Origin of the sequence: Streptomyces sp. NPDC127092 (assembly GCF_042722475.1) — a bacterium.
In the GTDB taxonomy this organism is placed as follows: domain Bacteria; phylum Actinomycetota; class Actinomycetes; order Streptomycetales; family Streptomycetaceae; genus Streptomyces.
Map to the genome: position 1 here is coordinate 59,067 of NZ_JBHXFE010000040.1, position 19,357 is coordinate 78,423.

At 73.5% G+C, this 19,357-nt stretch carries 16 protein-coding genes, 1 tRNA gene and 1 pseudogene; 13 read left to right on the top strand and 5 right to left on the bottom strand.

Features of this window, described 5'->3' with window-relative positions:
* Positions 1-25: 25 nt before the first annotated feature.
* Positions 26-1,093 (bottom strand): serine/threonine dehydratase, encoded by a 1,068-nt coding sequence (locus ACFWJO_RS28380; protein ID WP_386869611.1) that lies wholly within the window; start codon positions 1,091-1,093, stop codon positions 26-28.
* Between the two features lie 270 nt (positions 1,094-1,363).
* Here ACFWJO_RS28380 and ACFWJO_RS28385 point away from each other — a divergent pair, with 270 nt between their 5' ends.
* Positions 1,364-3,841 (top strand): MFS transporter, encoded by a 2,478-nt coding sequence (locus ACFWJO_RS28385; protein ID WP_386869613.1) that lies wholly within the window; start codon positions 1,364-1,366, stop codon positions 3,839-3,841.
* Between the two features lie 30 nt (positions 3,842-3,871).
* Here ACFWJO_RS28385 and ACFWJO_RS28390 read toward each other — a convergent pair whose 3' ends face one another.
* From ACFWJO_RS28390 to ACFWJO_RS28405, 4 genes are all read right to left on the bottom strand, one after another.
* Positions 3,872-4,246: a BlaI/MecI/CopY family transcriptional regulator gene (locus tag ACFWJO_RS28390; protein WP_386869615.1), complete on the bottom strand. Its 375-nt coding sequence runs from the start codon at positions 4,244-4,246 to the stop codon at positions 3,872-3,874.
* A 332-nt stretch (positions 4,247-4,578) separates the two neighbouring features.
* The gene (locus ACFWJO_RS28395; RefSeq protein ID WP_386869617.1) at positions 4,579-5,331 is read right to left on the bottom strand and encodes an NUDIX domain-containing protein; all 753 of its coding nucleotides are present in this window, start codon (positions 5,329-5,331) and stop codon (positions 4,579-4,581) included.
* A 23-nt stretch (positions 5,332-5,354) separates the two neighbouring features.
* Positions 5,355-6,116 carry a hypothetical protein gene (locus ACFWJO_RS28400; protein ID WP_386869619.1) on the bottom strand — a complete coding sequence of 254 codons (762 nt, stop codon included), beginning with the start codon at positions 6,114-6,116 and terminating at the stop codon, positions 5,355-5,357.
* Positions 6,117-6,214: 98 nt separating this feature from the next.
* Positions 6,215-6,628 carry a hypothetical protein gene (locus ACFWJO_RS28405; RefSeq protein ID WP_386869621.1) on the bottom strand — a complete coding sequence of 138 codons (414 nt, stop codon included), beginning with the start codon at positions 6,626-6,628 and terminating at the stop codon, positions 6,215-6,217.
* Between the two features lie 277 nt (positions 6,629-6,905).
* Between ACFWJO_RS28405 and ACFWJO_RS28410 the strand changes: the two genes are divergently transcribed.
* The 12 genes and pseudogenes from ACFWJO_RS28410 to ACFWJO_RS28465 all read left to right on the top strand — a co-directional run bounded on the left by ACFWJO_RS28410 (position 6,906) and on the right by ACFWJO_RS28465 (position 19,318).
* Complete coding sequence (locus tag ACFWJO_RS28410; protein ID WP_386869623.1) at positions 6,906-7,871, top strand: glycoside hydrolase family 26 protein; 966 nt, start codon at positions 6,906-6,908, stop codon at positions 7,869-7,871.
* A 126-nt stretch (positions 7,872-7,997) separates the two neighbouring features.
* Positions 7,998-8,085 (top strand) — tRNA-Leu (locus ACFWJO_RS28415).
* A gap of 356 nt (positions 8,086-8,441) precedes the next feature.
* Positions 8,442-9,482 (top strand): inosamine-phosphate amidinotransferase 1, encoded by a 1,041-nt coding sequence (locus ACFWJO_RS28420; RefSeq protein ID WP_385696324.1) that lies wholly within the window; start codon positions 8,442-8,444, stop codon positions 9,480-9,482.
* 117 nt (positions 9,483-9,599) lie between these two features.
* Positions 9,600-10,865, top strand: coding sequence for an ATP-grasp domain-containing protein (locus ACFWJO_RS28425; protein WP_386869625.1), 1,266 nt, complete (start codon positions 9,600-9,602; stop codon positions 10,863-10,865).
* 33 nt (positions 10,866-10,898) lie between these two features.
* Entirely contained in the window at positions 10,899-12,101 is a 1,203-nt protein-coding gene (gene rocD / locus ACFWJO_RS28430) for an ornithine--oxo-acid transaminase (RefSeq protein WP_386869627.1), read from the top strand.
* A 12-nt stretch (positions 12,102-12,113) separates the two neighbouring features.
* Positions 12,114-13,430 (top strand): ATP-grasp domain-containing protein, encoded by a 1,317-nt coding sequence (locus ACFWJO_RS28435; RefSeq protein WP_386869629.1) that lies wholly within the window; start codon positions 12,114-12,116, stop codon positions 13,428-13,430.
* Positions 13,431-13,611: 181 nt separating this feature from the next.
* Positions 13,612-14,406, top strand: a pseudogene (locus tag ACFWJO_RS28440) (Tat pathway signal sequence domain protein); the annotation flags it as partial.
* Between the two features lie 33 nt (positions 14,407-14,439).
* Positions 14,440-14,835, top strand: coding sequence for a discoidin domain-containing protein (locus tag ACFWJO_RS28445; protein WP_386869652.1), 396 nt, complete (start codon positions 14,440-14,442; stop codon positions 14,833-14,835).
* Positions 14,836-14,930: 95 nt separating this feature from the next.
* Positions 14,931-15,749, top strand: coding sequence for an arylamine N-acetyltransferase (locus tag ACFWJO_RS28450; RefSeq protein WP_386869631.1), 819 nt, complete (start codon positions 14,931-14,933; stop codon positions 15,747-15,749).
* 148 nt (positions 15,750-15,897) lie between these two features.
* Positions 15,898-16,275, top strand: a complete 378-nt coding sequence (locus ACFWJO_RS28455; protein ID WP_386869653.1) for a hypothetical protein — start codon at positions 15,898-15,900, stop codon at positions 16,273-16,275.
* Between the two features lie 35 nt (positions 16,276-16,310).
* Entirely contained in the window at positions 16,311-18,062 is a 1,752-nt protein-coding gene (locus ACFWJO_RS28460; protein ID WP_386869632.1) for a cation acetate symporter, read from the top strand.
* Positions 18,059-19,318: a sensor histidine kinase gene (locus ACFWJO_RS28465; protein WP_386869634.1), complete on the top strand. Its 1,260-nt coding sequence runs from the start codon at positions 18,059-18,061 to the stop codon at positions 19,316-19,318. Before ACFWJO_RS28460 ends, ACFWJO_RS28465 begins: the two co-directional genes overlap by 4 nt.
* Positions 19,319-19,357: the final 39 nt, after the last annotated feature.

The window sequence follows — 19,357 nt, forward strand, 5'->3', positions numbered from 1 at the left end:
AGGCCGGATCCCCGCCCAGGTCACCTCACACCAGGTCGGTGGGATCGGTGTTGGCGCCGCAGAGGACCACGCAGACCTTCTCGCCGGGACCCGGCCGGTAGCCGCCGGCGGTGAGCCCGGCCAGAGCGGTGGCGGCGGCGTGCTCGACCACGAGCCGGTGATCCGCCCACAGCGCCCGGCGCACCCGCACGATCTCGGCGTCCGGGACCAGGAGCGTACGGACGTCGTCCTGGCCGGCCGCGTGCAGCGCGGCGGCGGAGACCCGCCGGGCGCCGAGCGAGTCCGCCGCCACCGATTCGACCGTCACGTCGACCGGAGCGCCGGCCGCCAGGGCGGCGTCCAGCGCGCGGCAGTTCTCCGGCTCGACCGCCACCGTACGGATGCCGTGCTCGCGCGCGGCCGTGGCGACACCGGCGAAGAGACCACCGCCGCCGACCGAGACCACCACGGTGTCCAGGCCGGGGATCCGCCGGTGGATCTCCTCCACGAGCGTGCCCGCGCCCGCGGCGATGAGCGGATGGTCGTACGCGTGGGAGGCGAGCGCCCCGCTCTCCGCCGCGAACGCCTCGCAGGCCGCGAGCGCCTCGGCGTACTCGGAGCCGACCAGCCGCACGTCGGCGCCGTACCCCCGCAACCGCTCGACCTTCACCTTCGGGGCGGTCTCCGGCAGGAACACGGTGGCCCGCACGCCCTGCTGCCCCGCCGCCCACGCGCACGCGAGCCCCGCGTTGCCGCCGGACGCGATGGTCACGCCCGCCTCGGGGAGGGTGCCGGCGTCCCGGTGCGCCTGGAGGAAGTTCCGCGCGCCGCGCGCCTTGAAGGAACCGGTGTGCTGAAGGAACTCCAGGGCGAAGAAGAGCTCGTAGTCGGACGCTCCGGGCGCTCCGGGCGCTCCGGGCGCTCCGGGCGCTCCGGGGGCTTCGGGGGCGGCGGCGACTCCGGTAGCGTCGGAGCCTCCAAGGCTTCCCGTTCCTCCGTCGCCCCGGAGGTCCCGCGGGTGTACGGGCTCCGCGGGTGCGATCGCGACCGGGCGGACGTGGTCGGCGACGCGCTCCACCGCGGCCTTCACGTCGCCGTAGGAGAGGGTCTGCACGATGCTGCTCCTGGAGGGTGCGTCCGGGTGCGGGAATACCGCCGTGCCACCGATGATCGCACCGCCCGTACGCCCGCGACCAGCACCGCCCGTATGCCGCCCGGCACCGTCCGCTCGCCCGTGGCCGGCGCCCCCTCGCCCACTTCCCGCACCGCCCGTCCGCCCGCGGCCGGGCGCCGCTGAGTGTGCCGGGTCGTGCCCCGTAAAGATGCGGTGAGAGCCTGCCAAGTGCCCTCCTCCGGCAGGAGAGTTGGACTATCTTGCTGCCTTGTGGATCAGTTGACCGCCGAAGACCCGACGCACATCGGCCCGTACCGACTCATCGCCCGGCTCGGTGCGGGCGGAATGGGCCTGGTCTACCTGGGTCGTTCCGAGGGCGGCCGCACCGTGGCCGTGAAGGTCGTGCAGGCCGAGTACGCGGGGAACTCCGAGTTCCGCAGGCGCTTCGCGCGGGAGGTGGCGGCCGCGCGCCTGGTGGGCGGGAGCTGGACGGCGGCGGTGCTCGACGCCGACCACGAGGCCGCCGTGCCGTGGGTGGCGACCCAGTACATCCCCGGGCCCGACCTGCACTCCGTGGTGGCGAAGGACTACGGTCCGCTGCCCGAGTACTCCGTCCGCGCCCTCGCCAACCGGCTCGCCCTCGCGCTCGGGACCGTCCACGAGGCCGGTCTGATCCACCGGGACCTCAAGCCGTCCAACGTCCTCGTCACCGTGGACGGCCCCCGCGTCATCGACTTCGGCATCGCCCGCGCCATGGACAGCCTCGCCGGCGACAGCCTGCACACCCGCACCGGCATGCTGATCGGCTCACCCGGCTTCATGTCGCCGGAACAGGTCCGCGGCCTCGAACTCACCCCGGCCAGCGACGTGTTCTGCCTCGGTGCCGTCCTCGTCTACGCGGCCACCGGGCGCATGCTCTTCGGCGCCACGGACACCGGTCTGAACGCCCACCTCTTCCGCGTCGCCGAGGAGGAGGCCGACCTCACCGGCGTACCCGACTCCCTGGTCGACCTCGTGCGGGCCTGCCTGGAGAAGGATCCGGCCAGGCGGCCGACCCCGCGGCAGATCGCCGAGCGCACGGCGGCCGACGGGACCGAGGAGTGGCTTCCGGGCTCCGTGCTCGCCCAACTCGGCCGGCACGCTGCCCAGTTGCTGGACTTCGCACCGCCGGCGGCGCCCGCGCCGCCGACGCCCGCCGTACCCGCGCAGCAGGACCCCCGGGTCGCGCTCGCGCAGCACGGTGCTCCGCCCCACGGCACGCCGCCCGCCTACGCCCCGACCGCGCCCGCCCACCCGGCCGCCGGGCAGGGCTTCGGGCCGCCGGGGCCGGCCGCCGCGTGGTCCGCCGCCACCGCCCCGGCCCACCCCTACGACGTACCGCCCGCGGACCCGAGGCGATGGCGGGTCCTGGCGCTCGCGGTCCTGGTGCAGCTCCTGGTGGAGCTGGACCTGACGGTCTTCGGCGGCTCGGCCTCGTTCATCCACATGGACCTCGGCGTCGGTTCCGACCTCATGGACGCGGTGTTCCGGGCGTACGTGGTCGCGGTCGCGGTGGTCATCCTCCTCGGTGGACACCTCGTCGACGGCATCGGGCGCAGGAAGACGCTGATCGCCGGTCTGACCGTGTTCGTCGCCGCCGCAGCGCTCAACGGCAGTGCGACCGCGGAGCTGCTGGTGGCCACCCGCGCGCTCCAGGGCGTCGCGGCGGGCCTGCTCGTGCCGGCCGCACTGGCCCTGGTCGCCCGGGCCTTCACCGACCCGAGGGAACGCCGGACGGCCTTCGGCGTGTACGCGGCCGTGGCCGTCGGCGGCACGGCGGTCGGCATGCTCGTCAGCGGAGTCTTCACCGAGCTGCTCAGCTGGCGGACGGCCGTGTACGTGGGTGTCCCGCCGGCCGTCCTCGCCCTGATCGCCGCTCTGAGACTGGTGCGCGAACCCGTCGCGGCGGCGGGCCCCGGCACGCCTCCTCGCTTCGACGCGGGTGCGGTCCTCTTCGGCTCCGTCGGGCTGGGCGCCCTGGTCTACGGCCTCGACACCGTCCGTGTCGCCGGCGACGCGCCCGGCCTGGGCTGGATCCTCACCGCCGTGGGGTTGCTGCTGTTCCTGGGCTTCCTGTGGTGGCAGCGCACGACCCCGGATGCGCTCTTCGGGCCGTACGCCCTTCGGGACGGGCACCGCACGGGCGCGCTCCTCGCCCTCGTCCTGCTCGGCACCGCGCTTCCCGTCCTGTACTTCCTCGTGACCATGCGCCTGCAGTTCATCCTCGGCTTCGGCCCGATCGTCGCCGGACTGATGGCCCTGCCCGCCGCCCTCGCGGCGGTCGTCGCCGCGCGCCTGGCCGCCGGCCGGCTCTCGGCGGGCACGACGCCCCGGGCGCTGGTCGTGACCGGCACGCTGTTCACGGCCGCCGGACTCGCCGCCCTCGGCGCCGTACCCGAGCACATGGTCTACGCCGTCAGCGTGCTGCCCGCCCTGCTCGTCGCCGGGGCCGGGGCGGGCCTGGCCCTGATGCCGCTGTACGCCGCCGTCTTCGACGGCATGCCGGGAGAGCGCGTGGGCGCGGTGGCGGCGCTCGCCGGGGCCGCCGGGCAGGTGGGCGCGGGCAGCAGCGTCCTGATGCTCCACCACACCAACCTTGTCATCGGCAGCTCGGCCGCGATCGCGGCGCTGCTCGCCATGCTCGTCGGCGGCCTGACGGCTCGGGGGCGCGGTGTCGTCACGCCCGGGGCCGGGTCCACGGCCGGGTGAGGCGCTCCGCGGGAGCGCCGCGGAAGTGAGCTAGCGGCGGCCGTCCGCCGGCGCGTCGGTCCAGCTCAAGGCCTCGCGCAGGGCCGCGAGTTCAGCCGCGTCGAGCTCACGGACGAACGCGGCGAGTGCGGCGGGCCGGTCCTCGCTGGCGTCGAGACCGTCCGCCATCAGCGCCGCCGCATAGGCCTCGCGCGTGGCCGCGGCCCGGTAGACCCAGATACGGCCCTCCCGGGCGCGGGTCAGATAGCCCTTGTGGAAGAGGATCGTGGTCACGGTCGTCACCGTCGTGTAGGCGACGTCCCGCAGGCGGTTGATGTCGTCGACGATCTCGCGCACCGTGGCGGGCCGGCTCCACCTCCAGAAGCGGTCCATGATCTCCGCCTCGAGCTCCCCCAGCCGACGCATGGGCACGTGTCCTCTCCGCTCCGCGCATCTCTCGCCGGTCATAGTAGACGCGCGGACGCCCAGCTCACGGGCCCTGAAGCCCTACGGGACGGGCCCCCGGGTGGCGGGATCGTGCCACCGCGTGTTCACGCAGCCGGGAACCTCTGGTCCGCGGCTCCGGGCCCGGGACACGATGGGGCACGCGACGCGCACCCCCGCGGCACGGGAGCACCGCGTCGAACGGCACGGACCGGGCGGCGCCCTGGAGGAGTCGCCACGGCGGAGACCTTCCCCGCCTCCGTCGTGGCCGTGGCCCCGCCCGGTCCTGCCGTCCAGGACAGGCCCGTCGGCGGTCAGCGTGCGGCGTACCGTGCGAGCACCTGCGGCAGGTAGTCGGCGCAGGGTAGCGGGGCGGGTGCCCGGCCGCCCGGCGCGGCGAAGGCGATCGCGTCGAGCTCGGGCCCGATGCCACGGGCGGACTCCGCCGCGGCGAGTGCGGCGTGCCGGTGGCGCACCCGGTCCGCGGGGGCGGACGGTGCGAGGAAGTGGAAACCGAGGCTGCCGAAGCGCGCGCCCCGGGTCAGCGCCCACAGCCGCAGCTCCGGCGCCGGCAGGGTGACGCCCACCTCCTCGGCCAGCTCGCGGACGGCGTGTCCGCTGAGGGTGACCAGATCCAAGGGCCGTCCGGTGGGCGGAGGTTCGGCCGCACCACCCGGCAGGCTCCAGAGCCCGGGGGTGGCGGTGGTACGGGAACCGCGTCCGAGCACCAGTCCCTCGTCGGTGGGCAGCAGCACCGTCACGTAGACGGAACCCGGGACGTCCTCGGGCGGGCGGATCGCCCGCAGCGCCCGGTGCCGGTACGTCATCCGGGCCCACCGCACCGTCGCGCGGCCGGAGCCGTACAGGTCGAGGCCGAGGGCGGCGACGAGGGGTCCGTCGAAGGTCGCCGGGTTGCGGTCCCTGGTCTCGGCCCAGCGGCGGTCGACCTCGCGCCGTTCCCCGGCGGAGAGCGGGGGCGGCGGGCACTCGACGAAGTCGAGGGCGACCTGCTCCGTGTCCACGAACACGACGGGCGGGGCCGCCGGACGCCCGGCAGCGGGCCTCACGCCCCGCTCCTCACGCCTCGCCCTCATGCCGGGACGCCGTCGGCGGAGGCCGACGCGGTCCATGCCGTCATCAGGCCTTCCAGCCAGGCGGGCGGGAGTTCGGCGGCGTCCCACTCCTCGCGCAGCGCGTCGGGCGTCGTGGTGAGCCGCTCCAGGACGGCGATGCTGCTGGGGGAGTGGAGCAGCGAGTAGCGGCCGTGGATGGCGATGGGGCTGCCCGGGCCGTACTCCGCGTACATCCGCTCCACCCGGTCGTGACGGGCGGCGGCGAACTGCGTGAGCCGGTCCGCGTACCCGGCCCGCTGCCGGGCCGTCATCGTCCTGAGCACGGCCGTGAGCACCTGCTCGGAGACCTCGGGGTCGAGGTCGGAGGCCGTGGAGAAGGACAGGTAGAGCGGCAGGACGACCACCTTCGCCCGCTCCAGCTCCATCCGCCCGACCGGCGGCAGCGGCTCCTGCCCGGCTCCGCCCTCGTCCTCGCCGGCGGCGCCGACGGCCTGACGCAGGATCCGCTCGGCGCGGGCCCCGAGCCCCCCGGCGACGGTCCGGGCCCCGTCGGCCCAGCCCGCGGCGTAGGGCTCGCCCTTCTCCCGGGGCGCGTCACGGGCGAGAACGCCGAGTTCCTCGCGGGCCAGCGCGAGGGCCCCGGCCTCGACGATCCCGATCAGCTCCTCCGCGTCACCGGAATAGACACCGGCGCGGGCGAGAAGCTGGACCAGCGTCGTCTTCGCGTTCCGGACGTCGGCCTCGGCCGGCCCGAGCCGGTCTCCGTCGGTGGCGTTCATGGCTCCTCCTCGTCGAACTGGCCGCGCCGCCGTGAGCCTACGTGCCCGAACCACCACCCCGCTGCCGCCCACACGGAACGCACACCGACCAGCACCCCTCACACCGGCCGGTCCGGCCCCCGCGGCACCGCCACCACCTGGACGGCGTCCTCGTAGACGATCCGCCCCGGGTCCGAGGACTCGACGCGCTCGCAGGCGACGCCGTGTGCCGCCAGGAGCGACAGGTAGCCGGGCACGCGGTCCAGGAGGTGGACGGCCGTGACCTTGAACCAGGCGGCGGCGCCGGGGTTCAGAACAGGGTCGTAGACGGTCGGGTCGATGTCGGACGGGTCGGGGTACGCGGCGTCGTACCAGTCGTTGGCAGCGCGCCAGAACCGGTGCTCCGCCTCGCTGAGCAGTCCGTCCCGGGCGAGTCCGTTGGCCAGCGCGAAGACGCCGGGGAAGTGCCCCCGGGGGTGCCGCACCGGGCTCTGGAAGCGGAGGAAGCGAGGCGCGCCCCCACGTCCGCTCACGAGACCGCTCTCGTGGTGCGCCGGTGCGGAACGGGCGGGGGGAGGCGGCATCGCAGCAGTATCGCAAACCGTGGTCGCGAGCCGGCCGGGTCACCCGAGCCTGCCCTGGCCCGCCGCACCCACGCCCCCCCACGCTCGGCGGACCGGAGTGGCGGGTCCGGGGGCGGTTCGCCAGACTCGGGAGCGCCAGTACCCGCCCGGGCCCGGTCCCTCAGGGCGGTCGGCCGTGAGGACGTACGACGAGGGCCGGCGTAGCCCGGACGGAAGGGCGGTCCGGGTGAGGCGTGCTCCACGGGTGTGGTCGGTGGTCGTGTTCGTCGCGCTGTTCACCGCGGCGCAGCTGGTCTCGCCCGGCGGGCTCTCCGACGGTGACGGCAAGCCGGCTCCGCGGCCCACCGCGAACGGGGTGTACACCGGCTCCCTGGCCGACGGGATCGACCGGATCGCGCGCTTCGAGAAGTGGTGGGGGCGCGGAACGCTGACGGCGGGGCGCACGTACCTGCCCGGTGACGACTGGGAGAGCATCGAGGGGCCGCCGGAGTTCCTGCGGCCGTGGGGGGCCTGGCGGGCCGCCCGTGCCGGGCGGCTGGTCGTCCTCAACGTGCCGATGCTGGACCGCAGTGAGGCCCATCTGTCCGACGAAGAGGTCGCCGGGCTTCTGGACGAAGGCGCGAGCGGCGCCCATGACCACCACTTCCGGGTGCTGGCGCAGCGCCTGGTCGGGCACGGGCTCGCCGACAGCGTCCTCGTCCTCGGCTGGGAGATGAACGGCGTCACCTTCACCCACCGCTGCCATCCCGCCCCGGACAGCTGGCGGGAGTACTGGCGCCGCATCGTGCGCACCATGCGGGCGGTCAAGGGCCAGCGTTTCCGCTTCGACTTCGCGCCGAACCGCGGCCGGGACGCCGTGCCGTGGACGAGCTGCTACCCGGGCGACGCGTACGTGGACGTGATCGGCATGGACGCCTACGACCAGCCGCACCTCTCGACGTTCCGGGAGCAGGTGGACGAGCCGTACGGGCTGCGCGCGCAGGTGAGCTTCGCGAAGCTGCACGGCAAGGCCATCTCGTATCCGGAGTGGGGGCTGTTCCGCAACGGCGACAACCCGGCGTACATGAGCGGCATGCTCGCCTGGTTCCGCGCGCACCAGCCGCTCTACCAGTCGCTTTCGGATTACTGTCCGCACGGCGTGTGGGCCTGCGCGGAGAACGGCCGGAGCGCCCGCGTCTACCGGGGACGCTGACCACGCCGGACCCCTGTTGCCGCCGTCACGGCGCTGACCACGGGAAACGTGGTGAACGGAGGCTCGAACACCTGGTAGATTGATCTCTGTCGCCGCGGCCGGAAAGCACGCGGACGACGACACCTTGTCCGGGTGGCGGAATGGCAGACGCGCTAGCTTGAGGTGCTAGTGCCCTTTATCGGGCGTGGGGGTTCAAGTCCCCCCTCGGACACCATGGGGATGCTTTCGCGAGAACGTCCCGATTCGTTCACGACATACCGGTCGAGTCCCTGACTCACCGGTATTTCGTCGTTCCCGGCCATATGCGGCGCCTTTCGCGGACGGCATCACCGGCGTGGGTGCGCCGGAGCCGTCCCGCGCGTCCGCGACAAGCTCATTCGCGGGGACGCACCGCGTTTACTTTCGGCCCTCTCGGCTCCGCATCTCGCTTACCCGGCCGGAGCGCCGCCCGTGCCACGCTTGACGGGATTCCGAACCCCGGCCGGGAAATGCCGGCGTTGCGGGAGAAGCGGTGTTCGAACGGCTGACCGGTGCCGCGTCGGCGGCGCCCGGCATGGGAGGGACAACCCGATGAGCCTGGTGGACGTGTACACGGAATGGGATCCGCTGGAGGAGATCGTCGTCGGCACCATCGCCGGCGCACGGGTGCCCGTCACCGACCGGAGTCTGCTCGCCGCGGAATACGGTGACATCGACAACCCGGAGGAGATCGTCCCCGGCCCGTATCCCGCCCACGTCGTCGAGCAGACCGAGGCCGAGCTCGAGGAACTCGTCGACATTCTCACCGGGCTCGGCGTGAAGGTGCGGCGGCCCGGCGGGCGCGACCACAAGTCGGTCGTCTCCACGCCGGACTGGAGCACGGACGGATTCCACGACTACTGCCCCCGGGACGGCTTCCTCGCCGTCGGCAAGACCCTCATCGAGTCGCCCATGGTGCTGCGGTCCCGGTGGCTCGAAGGCTTCGCCTACAAGGACCTGTTCATCGAGTACCTGGAGAGCGGCGCGCGGTGGATCTCCGCGCCCAAGCCCCAGCTGACGGACGACATGTACGAGCCGAGCGCGGCGCCCGGCGAGCGGCTGAAGAACCTGGAGCCGGTCTTCGACGCGGCCAACGTGCTCAAGTTCGGCACGGACGTGCTCTACCAGGTCTCGGACAGCGGCAACATGCTCGGCGCCCGCTGGCTGCAGGCCGCGCTCGGCGACGAGTACACCGTGCACCCGTGCCCGGGCATCTACACCTCCACCCACATCGACTCCACCATCGCGCCGCTGCGCCCCGGACTCGTGCTGGTCAACCCGTCCCGGGTCAACGACCGCAACATGCCCGACTTCCTGCGCGGCTGGGACAGGATCGAGTGCCCGGAGCTGGTGGACCAGGGCTTCGTCGGCCCCCACCCGCGCGGGTCGGTGTGGATCGGGATGAACTTCCTGACGGTCGGGCCCGGCAAGGTCATCATCGACAAGCGCCAGGTGGACCTCATCCGGGTGCTCGAGAGCCACGGCGTCGAGTGCATCCCGGCGCAGCTCACCCACGCCCGCTCGCTGGGCGGCGGTTTCCACTGCGTGACCCTCGACGTGCGTCGCACCGGCGAGCTCGCCACCTACCGGTAGGACGAGCCGACGGCCGGCCCGCCGCCGATGTCCCCCGCATCGGCGGCGGGCCGGCCGTGCCGCCGCCGGAACCCTCCGTCCCGAGACCCTTCCGACTCACAAGGGAAACAGCTGACGATGGTGACCAGCTCCCGCGCGGGAACGCGCCGCGTGGCGATCGTCGACGGGCGCTCGACCGGGCGCTATCTGCCGGCCGCGCTGCTGCGGCACGGCATCGAGTGCGTGCACATCCACTCGCCGCACCCCGACGTCCACATGGCCTACGACCCCGAGGGCTTCGTCGACCACGTCCGCCACGACGGCGACGTGGTGGCCACGGCGGCCGCCCTGCGCGAGCACGGGGTCATCGCCGTGATCCCCGGCACCGAGTCGGGCGTCGAGCTGGCCGACCAGCTCTCCGCCGAACTCGGCACCCCCGGCAACGGGATGAGCCGGCCGACCGCCCGCCGCAACAAGTACGACATGGTCCAGGCCCTGCGGGACGCCGGACTCGACCACGCGGCCACGATCGTCTCCGCCGACGCCGACGAGATCGTCGCCTGGGCCGGGTCGACCGCGGGCTATCCGGTCGTCGTGAAGCCGGTCTCCAGCTCCAGCACGAACAACGTCGTGGCGTGCTCGACCCCGGAGCAGGTGCGCGCCGCCCACGCACGGATCATGGGCGGCACCGACCGGCACGGCATGGTCAACAAGGTCGTGCTCGCGCAGGAGTTCCTGGACGGCGACGAGTACTACGTCAACACCGTCAGCCGGGCCGGCCGGCACCGCACCGTGGAGATCTGGCGCTACCACAAGCGCAAGGTCCCCGGCGGCGACTTCATCTACGACTACGACGAGCCGCTGGCACCGGACGACCCGGTCGCCCGGCGGCTGGAGTCCTACGCGCACCGCGTGCTCGACGCGCTGGAGATCCGCAACGGCGCCGGCCACACCGAGATCATGCTGACCGCCCGGGGACCGGTGCTCGTCGAGTGCGGGGCACGCACCGGCGGCGGGCAGATCCCGGAGATCATCACGCGCTGCTTCGGCGTGAACCAGGTGGACCTCCTCGCCCTTTCCGTCGCGGACCCCGACGCGTTCGACCGCCTGCCCACCACCGCGTACCGGTTGCTGAAGCACCCGCGTTTCGTGGCCCTCATCAACCCGAGGGAGCACGGCGTCGTGCCGTCCCACGAACAGCTGGCTCCGGTCCGCGCACTGCCGTCGTACGCCCACACCGTGATGGCGCATCCGGCGGGCCACGTGCTTCCCCGGACGGTCGACGTCGCGACCTGGCCGGGCTACGTGTACCTCATCGCCGACGATCCCGCGGAGACGCTCGCCGACTACCAGGAGCTGCGCCGGATCGAACATGACCACCTCTACGACAACAGATCCCTCTAGGGAACCCGACGCCTGCCGAAGGAGTGTCGAAACATGACCACGGACGTCAGCTCGACCGAGGACTACATAGCGCTCGCCGAGCGCTGGGGCGCCAACGACTACGTTCCGCTGCCCGTCGTGCTCACCCACGGCGAAGGCGCCTGGGTGACCGATCTGGACGGCCGGCGCCATCTCGACTTCCTCGCCGGGTACTCCGCGCTGAACTTCGGTCACCGGCACCCCGACATCATCGCCGCGGCCAAGGCGCAGCTCGACCGTCTGACGCTGACCAGCCGGATGTTCCACCACGACCAGTTCGCGCTGTTCTGCCGTGAACTCGCCGAACTGACGGGCACCGAGCGGGTCCTGCCCTCCAACTCCGGCGGCGAGGCCGTCGACTCGGCCGTGAAGATCGCCCGGAAGTGGGCCTACCGGGTCAAGGGCGTGCCGGACGGCGCCGCCGAGATCGTCGTCGCCGGCTCGAACTTCCACGGCCGCACCACGACCATCGTCTCCTTCTCCACGGACGCCACCGTCCACGACGGCTTCGGCCCGTACACGCCGGGCTTCAGAGTCGTGCCCTACGGCGACATCGACGCCCTGCGCTCGGCGGTCACCGAGCACACCGCAGCGGTCCTCCTGGAGCCCATCCAGGCCGAGGCCGGCGTCGTCGTCCCGCCGAAGGGCTACTTCACCGAGGTCCGCCAGCTGTGCGACGAGACCCACACGCTGTTCGTCGCCGACGAGGTGCAGTCCGGCCTGGCCCGCACCGGCGCGACGCTGGCCCTCGACCACGAGGGCGTCCGCGCGGACCTCTACACCCTCGGCAAGGCGCTGAGCGGCGGCACCATGCCGGTGTCCGCGGTCGCCGGCCGGGCCGACGTCATCGGCGTGCTCAGGCCCGGCGAGCACGGCTCGACCTTCGGCGGCAACCCGCTGGCCGCCGCCGTCGGCCGCGCCGCGGTGAAGCTGCTCGCGACCGGTGAGTTCCAGGAGCGGTCCCGAGAGCTCGGCACGTACCTGCACGCGCGGCTCGGCGAGCTGGACAGCGTGGCCGAGGTCCGCGGCCGCGGCCTGTGGGCCAACGTCCGGATCGCCGAGGGCCACCCGAAGGGGCGGCAGGTCTCCGAGGCGCTGCTCGAACGGGGCCTGCTGTGCAAGGTGGCCGAGGAGAACCTGCGGGTCTCGCCGCCGCTGGTGATCACCCGCGAGGAGCTCGACCGCGGCATCGACGCCATCGCCGAAGTCCTGGGCTGACGAGGAGCCACGTTGTCCGAGAATGTCGGCCCCAGCGGCCAGGGTTCCCCGCAGGACGCCGCCTCCGGCCGGCCTCGCGTCCTCGTCGTCGGCGGCAAGGTCAGGCAGCTGCGCAAGGCCCGGGAGCTGGGCCTCGACGTGGTGCACGCCCAGTACCCGAACGCGTACGGCAGCGAGCACTGGCCGTACGTCGACCAGGCGCTGCTGCTGGACTACTCCGACGTCGACCGCGTCCTGCCGATGGCCCGGGCCCTGCACGAGCAGTACCCGTTCCGCACTGCCGTGACGCTGACCGAGTTCGGGCTGCTCCCGGCGGCCCGGATCAACGAGGCGCTCGGTCTCGCCGGCGAGTCCGTCGAGACCGTGGAACTGCTGCTCGACAAGGCTCGGATGCGGCAGCGTCTCGCCGAGAAGGGCATCAGTCCGGTGGCCTCCGCGGTCGGCCGGTCCACCCAGGACGTCCGGGACTTCGTCGCGGAGCACGGCCTGCCGATCATCGTCAAGCCGGTCCGGGAGTCGGGAAGTCTCGCGGTGTTCTGCGTCCGCGAGGAGGCCGAGGTGGAGGCGGTCGCCGAGAAGTACCGGTCCCTGAACGACAAGGACTGGGCCCAGGGGGACGTGGCCTTCGCCGACACCTTCCAGGAGTTCCTCATGGAGGAGTACCTGGAGGGCCCGTTGTTCAGCGTGGAGACGCTGAGCTTCGACGGCCGGCACGTCGTCGTCGCGACGACCGGGCGGGAGCTCGGCGGCTCCGGTTTCGCCGACTTCGGCACGACGGGCTTCGCGGAGATCGGCCTCTCGATGCCCGCCCCGCACCCGCCCGAGGCGGTGCGCGAGGCCACCCGACTGGTGTTCGACTTCCTGGACGCCGTGGGTCTCCGCAACGGCCCCGGGCACACCGAGGTCAAGCTGACCCCGCGGGGCCCGCGGATCCTGGAGTCGCACAACCGCATCGGCGGTTACGCGATCAACGAGATGGCCGAACTCGTCTACGGCGTCGACATGGAGCGTTACGCGCTGGCCGCCGGGTTCGGCCTGCTGGAGCCGCTGGACGGGTCGCCCGAGCCCCGTGGCGCGATGGCCCTGCGGTGCCTGCTTCCGGAGCCCGGCCGGGTCGTGGAGGTGACCGGCACCGAGGCCGTGCGCGCGGACCCGGCGTTCGTGAACCTCCACGTGATGGTGGAGCCCGGCGACGTGGTGAACCCGCTGACCTGGAACGAGGACATCGGCGGTTACGTCGTGGCCCGGGGCGCCGACGCCGCCGAGGCGATCGCCCACAGCAGGCGTCTCGCCGGGCTGGTCCGGGTGCGGACCGAACCGGTGGGGTGAGCGCCGGGCAGGCGAGCGGCGCTGAGGCCTGAGAGGGGGCGGCCGGGCGGGGCCCGGCCGCCCCTTTCGCCTGCCCGCCCGCGCCCCCGAGGAATAACTGTCAGGAAGCTTTACTAACGCCTCAGATGGCGGCAGCATGTCATGCGCCCATCACATCCCCGCTCCCCACCGGAGGTGGCGCATGGCACGACGGCGTACGCTCCCGGCCGCCCTCGCGGCGGCCCTCACCGCGCTCGCCCTGACCCTGCTCGGCGCGTTGTCCTCACCGGCGCCCGCCCAGGCGGCGGCCGGCTGGACCCTGCGATGGGCACCCGACGCCGCGACCCACGGCCTCGGGGCCTTCGAGACCGTCGAGGACGACCGGGCCGACTCCCACCCCGGCGGCCAGCCGCACATCAAGGTCGCCGGTGACGCCTACCGCTTCGACATGCACATGGTGGACCGGGACACCGCGACCGACCGGCAGCGGCAGGAGGTGACGGGCAACCGCACCTCGTCCACCTCCTACCTGTCCTGGAAGCTCGGCGAGACCTGGCGCGTGACGTACTCGATGTACATCCCCAGCTCGCTGATGGCGACCACGACCTTCACCCACGTCATGCAGACCAAGCAGCCCGGCACCGGAACCTCCCCGATCACGGTCACCTCCCTGCGCCGCGTGAACGGCAGGCAGACCATCGAGCACAAGGTCTTCGACGGCGACGTCCTCGTCGGCCGCACCGACCTCGTACCGCTGCAGGACAAGTGGATCGACATCGAGTACGAGATCAGGATCGGCGACGGCACGGACGGAGCCGTGCGCTGGGTGGTCAAGAGCGGCGGCACCACCGTCGTCGACGCCACCAGGACCGGCGTCGACACCTTCCTCGCCGACCGGGTGCGCCCCAAGTGGGGCATCTACCGCTCCCTCGGAGACACCTCCGGCTCCCTGCGCGACACCTACCTCCTGCTGCGCGGCCTCCGCGCCTACCAGCTGACCGACTCCGCCCCGGCCCCCGGCCCCGAGACCCTGCTCTCCCAGGGCAGGCCGGTCACCGCCTCCTCCACCGAGGCGGCCGGACTCGAGCCCGCCAAGGCCGTCGACGGGCGGACGGACACCCGCTGGGCCTCCGCCGAGGGAGCCGACCCGCAGTGGCTCCGCGTCGACCTCGGCGCGCCCGCCGCCCTCTCGCGCGTCCGCCTCGACTGGGAGGCCGCCTACGCCCGCGCCTACCGCGTCCAGGGCTCGCTCGACGGCACCACCTGGACCGACCTCCACGCCACCACGACCGGCGACGGCGGCACCGACGAGACGGCCGTGACCGGCACCGCCCGCTACGTCCGGGTCTACGGGACGCAGCGCGCCACCCCGTACGGCTACTCCCTCTGGGAGTTCAAGGTCTACGGCACACCTCCGGGGGCGTGACCGACGGCCCTGCGACCGAAGTCGTAGGCCGTGGCGGGCTCCGCATCGGGCGGCAGGCCGACGCGGAGCCCGAACCGGCTGCGTACGGTGGGCGCATGACCATCGACCTCGACGCCTACTTCGCCCGCATCGGCTGGACCGGCGAGCGCCGGCCCACACGGGACGTGCTCACGTCCGTGCACCGCGCCCACATCACCGGCATCCCGTTCGAGAACCTGGACCCGGTGCTCGGCAGCGCGCCCTCGCTCGCGCTGCCGGACCTCGAGGCCAAGCTCGTCCACGGAACCCGCGGCGGCTACTGCTACGAGCACAACACCCTGCTCGCCGCGGTGCTCAGGGCGCTCGGCTTCGAGGTCACCCTGCTCACCGCGCGCGTCCTCGTCGGGGCCCGGCCCGGCGACGTCCGGCCCCGGACCCACATGCTGATGCTGACCGAGGTGCCCGGCGAGCCCGTTCCGTACGTGACCGACGTCGGCTTCGGCAGCATCGGCGCCCTCCTCGAACCGATCCCGCTGACCGCCGGCACCGAGGCGCACGACACCCCCCGCCGCCACCGGCTGGTCCGCGCACACCAGGACGGGCCGCTGGAGACGTGGACGCTTCAGGCGCACGGCGCGGAGACCGACGGCTGGGACGACCAGTACGCCTTCACCGTCGAACCCTTCGAACGGCCCGACTACGAGGTCATCAACTGGTACATCGCGACGCACCCGCGCTCGCCGTTCGCCCGCGCCGTCTACGCCCAGCGCACCACCGACGACACCCATCTGTCCCTCACCGGCCGCACCGTGACGGAGACCGCGGCCGACGGCACCCGCAAGGAGCGCGAACTCGCCGACGCGGACGAGGTGCTGGCGGTCCTCCGGGCGGACTTCGGCATCCGGCTGCCGGAGGGCACCCGCCTGCCGGAGTAGCGCCCCGCCGCACCGGCCGCGCGTCCCGGAACGCCCTGACCGGCGGAAAGTCTCCGCCGCTCTGGTCGAGCCATGGCCCGCTGCGTACACTCCACCCTCGATGCGACACGGCGCGGTGATCCGCATCGAGGAGTGGGAGGGCGTGCGTATGGCAGCGGAACCGGTTCCCCGGCGCGAAGTGGTCACGCGCCGCCCCGGGAGCACGCCCGCGCCCACGGCGTACCGGCCCGCGCCCGAGCCGCCCCGCCCCCTCACACCGGCCGCCGACGCGCAGGTACGACGGCTCGTCCGGCGCCAGCTCCGGGCCGGGCTCGCCACCGCCGGGGCGCTCGCGCTGCTCGTCGGCACCCTGCCGCTGCTCTTCCTCCACCTTCCCGCGACCGGACTCGGCCCCGTACCAGCCGTCGTCGTCTGGGCCGTGCTCGGCGTCGCCGTGTACCCGCTCCTCCTGCTCCTCGCCGGCCGCTACGTCCGGCGTGCCGAGCGCAACGAGCGGGACTACCTCCGGGCCGTCGAAGGGTCCTGAGCGGTGTCCCGCGCGGCGGCGGCCGAGGCCGCCGAGTGAACCAGCCCTACGGCGTGGCGGCCGTCTCCGCCGTGATCGTCACCACGGTCGCCGTCGGCGCCCTCGGCCTGCGCATCTCCCGCACCACCTCCGACTTCTACGTGGCCTCGCGCAGCGTCCCCGCGCGCCTCAACGCTGCCGCCATCAGCGGCGAGTACCTGTCCGCGGCCTCCTTCCTCGGCATCGCGGGACTCGTGCTCGCCCAGGGCGTGGACATGCTGTGGTTCCCCGTTGGATACACCGCCGGATACCTGGTCCTGCTCGCGTTCGTCGCCGCCCCGCTGCGCCGCTCCGGCGCGTACACGCTGCCCGACTTCGCCGAGGCGCGCCTGGAGTCCCGGGCGGTGCGGCGCGCCGCGGGAATCCTCGTCGTGGTCGTCGGCTGGCTGTACCTGCTGCCCCAGCTCCAGGGCGCCGGCCTCACCCTCGGCACCCTCACCGGACTGCCCGCCTGGTCCGGCGGGATCGTCGTGGCCGTCGTGGTCGCCCTGTCCGTCGCGGCGGGCGGCATGCGCAGCATCACCTTCGTCCAGGCCTTCCAGTACTGGCTGAAACTGACGGCCCTGCTGGTGCCGCTGCTGTTCCTGCTGTTCGCCTGGTACGCCGACGGCCGCCCCGCCCCGGCCCTCGACGAACCGCCCGGATTCCGCAGGCACAGCGAGGTCCGCGTCGACGACGGCGTCACCCTGCGGATCGGCGAGCCGCTGCGGGTCACCGTCACCGGCACCGTCGACGGCCGCCGCCACGACGGCGAACCGGTCGACCTGGCACCCGGCCGCCACCCGGTCGAGGCCGGCACCGTCCTCGGCTTCCCCGCCGGCAGCCCCGTGCCCGAGCGCTCCACCGCCGCGGCGGACGGCGGCACGTCCACCGGCTGGGCCGAACCCCGGGGCCGGGCGGGCGAGGAGCATCCGCTGTACGCCACGTACGGACTGATCTTCGCGACCTTCATGGGCGCCATGGGCCTGCCGCACGTCGTGGTCCGCTTCTACACCAACCCCGACGGCCGGGCCGCCCGCCGCACCACCGTCGTCGTCCTCGGCCTGGTCGGCGCCTTCTACCTGCTGGCACCGCTGTACGGGGCCCTCGGCCGCGTCTACGCGCCGGACCTGCTGCTCACCGGGAACACCGACACGGCCGTGCTCATGCTGCCCGACCGGCTGATCGGCGGCACCGCGGGCGACCTCCTCGGCGCCCTGCTCGCCGCGGGCGCCTGCGCCGCGTTCCTGTCCACCGCCTCCGGCCTCACCATGGCCGTGGCCGGGGTCCTCACCCAGGACTTCCTGCCCTCGCCCCGCGGCGTACGGCACTTCAGGCTCGCGGCCGGCCTGGCCGTGGCCGTGCCCGCCGCCGGGCACGTCGTGGTCCAGGGCCTGTCCGTCGCCAACGCCGTCGGCCTGGCCTTCGCGGTGGCCGCCTCCTCCTTCTGCCCGCTGCTGCTGCTCGGCATCTGGTGGCGCCGGCTCACTGCCGCCGGCGCCGTCGCCGGCATGGTCACCGGCGGCGGAGCCGCGCTCACCGCCGTCTTCGCCACCGTCCTGGGCGGCCCCGACTCCGGCTGGCCGCGCGCGCTGCTGGCCTGGCCCGCCGTGTGGACCGTGCCGCTGGGCTTCCTCACCATGATCCTGGTCTCGCTCGCCACCCCGAAGGGCGTACCGGCCGGCACCGACGCGATCATGGCGCGCCTGCACCTGCCCGAGGCGCCCGCACCACCACCGCCCGCCGCATCCTGGAAGTCGCGCCGATGACCCTGCTGTTGCTGCTGCTCTGCTGCGCCGTCGTCGGCGCGGTCTGTTTCGCCGCCGGCGCCGCCTACGTGCGGGGCGCCGGCTACGTCCTCGGCGCCGGATACGTACGGGGCGCCGGGCGCCGGAGCCGCGCACGCGGGGACACGGGCGGCCCGGACAGCGTGGAACGCGCCACCTTCCAGACCCTGCACACCGCGTCGCTCGCCGCCCCGCCGCTGCGGGCCGGGCTGAGCGCCGACACCGCCCGCAAGGCGGTGCGCCGGCTGCGCCCGCTGCTCGGCACCCAGTCACTGGCGCTCACCGGGCTCGACGGCGTGCTCGCCTGGGAGGGCGGCGGCGAACACCACGGCGAGCAGCTCGCCGCGCAGGTCACCAAGGCCGTGCAGGCAGGCCGCACCCGCAGCTTCTCCGTGGACTGCGACCGCGCGGACTGCGCCGTCCGCTTCGGGGTGGTCGCGCCGCTGACCGCGGGCGGCCGCCCCAAGGGCGCCCTCGCGGCCTTCGGCACCCACGACTCGGCCGCCGTCGCCCGGGCCACCGAGGAGGTGGCCCGCTGGGTGTCGGTCCAGCTCGAGCTGGCGGAACTCGACCGGGCGCGCAGCAGCCTCATCGAGGCGGAGATCCGCGCCCTGCGCGCGCAGATCTCCCCGCACTTCATCTACAACTCCCTCGCCGCCATCGCCTCGTTCGTCCGCACCGACCCGGAGCGTGCCCGCGAACTGCTCCTGGAGTTCGCCGACTTCACCCGCTACTCGTTCCGCAGGCACGGCGAGTTCACCACGCTCGCCGAGGAGCTGAACTCGATCGAGCAGTATCTGGAGCTGGTCCGCGCCCGGTTCGGCCGGCGACTCCAGGTCACCCTGCAGATCGCACCCGAGGTGCTGCCCGTCGCGCTGCCGTTCCTCTGCCTCCAGCCGCTGGTCGAGAACGCCGTCAAGCACGGCCTCGAGGACTCCGTCGAACGCAGCCTCATCACCATCGTCGCCGTCGACGAGGGCGCGGTGGCACGGGTCAGCATCGAGGACAACGGCGTCGGCATGGAACCCGAGAGGCTCCGCCGCATCCTGCACGGCGAGGGCGGACCCACCAGCGGGATCGGCCTGCGCAACGTGGACGAACGGCTGCGGCAGGTCTACGGCGAGAACGAGGGCCTGGTCATCGAGACCGCCGTCGGCGCCGGCATGAAGATCACCCTCCGCATCCCCAAGTACCACGCGGGCGTCCACGCCCACGCCCCGGCCGGCCGCGACGGCTGAGCCGCGTCCGGGCCCGCCGGGCCGTTTCCTCCGGACCAG

What these genes read in the sequence shown, in the direction of transcription:
- ACFWJO_RS28390 (WP_386869615.1), bottom strand. Translation starts at nt 4,246, where the DNA reads ATGCGTCGGCTGGGGGAGCTCGAGGCGGAGATCATGGACCGCTTCTGG.
- ACFWJO_RS28400 (WP_386869619.1), bottom strand. Translation starts at nt 6,116, where the DNA reads ATGAACGCCACCGACGGAGACCGGCTCGGGCCGGCCGAGGCCGACGTC.
- ACFWJO_RS28420 (WP_385696324.1), top strand. Translation starts at nt 8,442, where the DNA reads ATGAGCCTGGTGGACGTGTACACGGAATGGGATCCGCTGGAGGAGATC.
- ACFWJO_RS28425 (WP_386869625.1), top strand. Translation starts at nt 9,600, where the DNA reads ATGGTGACCAGCTCCCGCGCGGGAACGCGCCGCGTGGCGATCGTCGAC.
- rocD (WP_386869627.1), top strand. Translation starts at nt 10,899, where the DNA reads ATGACCACGGACGTCAGCTCGACCGAGGACTACATAGCGCTCGCCGAG.
- ACFWJO_RS28450 (WP_386869631.1), top strand. Translation starts at nt 14,931, where the DNA reads ATGACCATCGACCTCGACGCCTACTTCGCCCGCATCGGCTGGACCGGC.
- ACFWJO_RS28455 (WP_386869653.1), top strand. Translation starts at nt 15,898, where the DNA reads ATGGCAGCGGAACCGGTTCCCCGGCGCGAAGTGGTCACGCGCCGCCCC.
- ACFWJO_RS28465 (WP_386869634.1), top strand. Translation starts at nt 18,059, where the DNA reads ATGACCCTGCTGTTGCTGCTGCTCTGCTGCGCCGTCGTCGGCGCGGTC.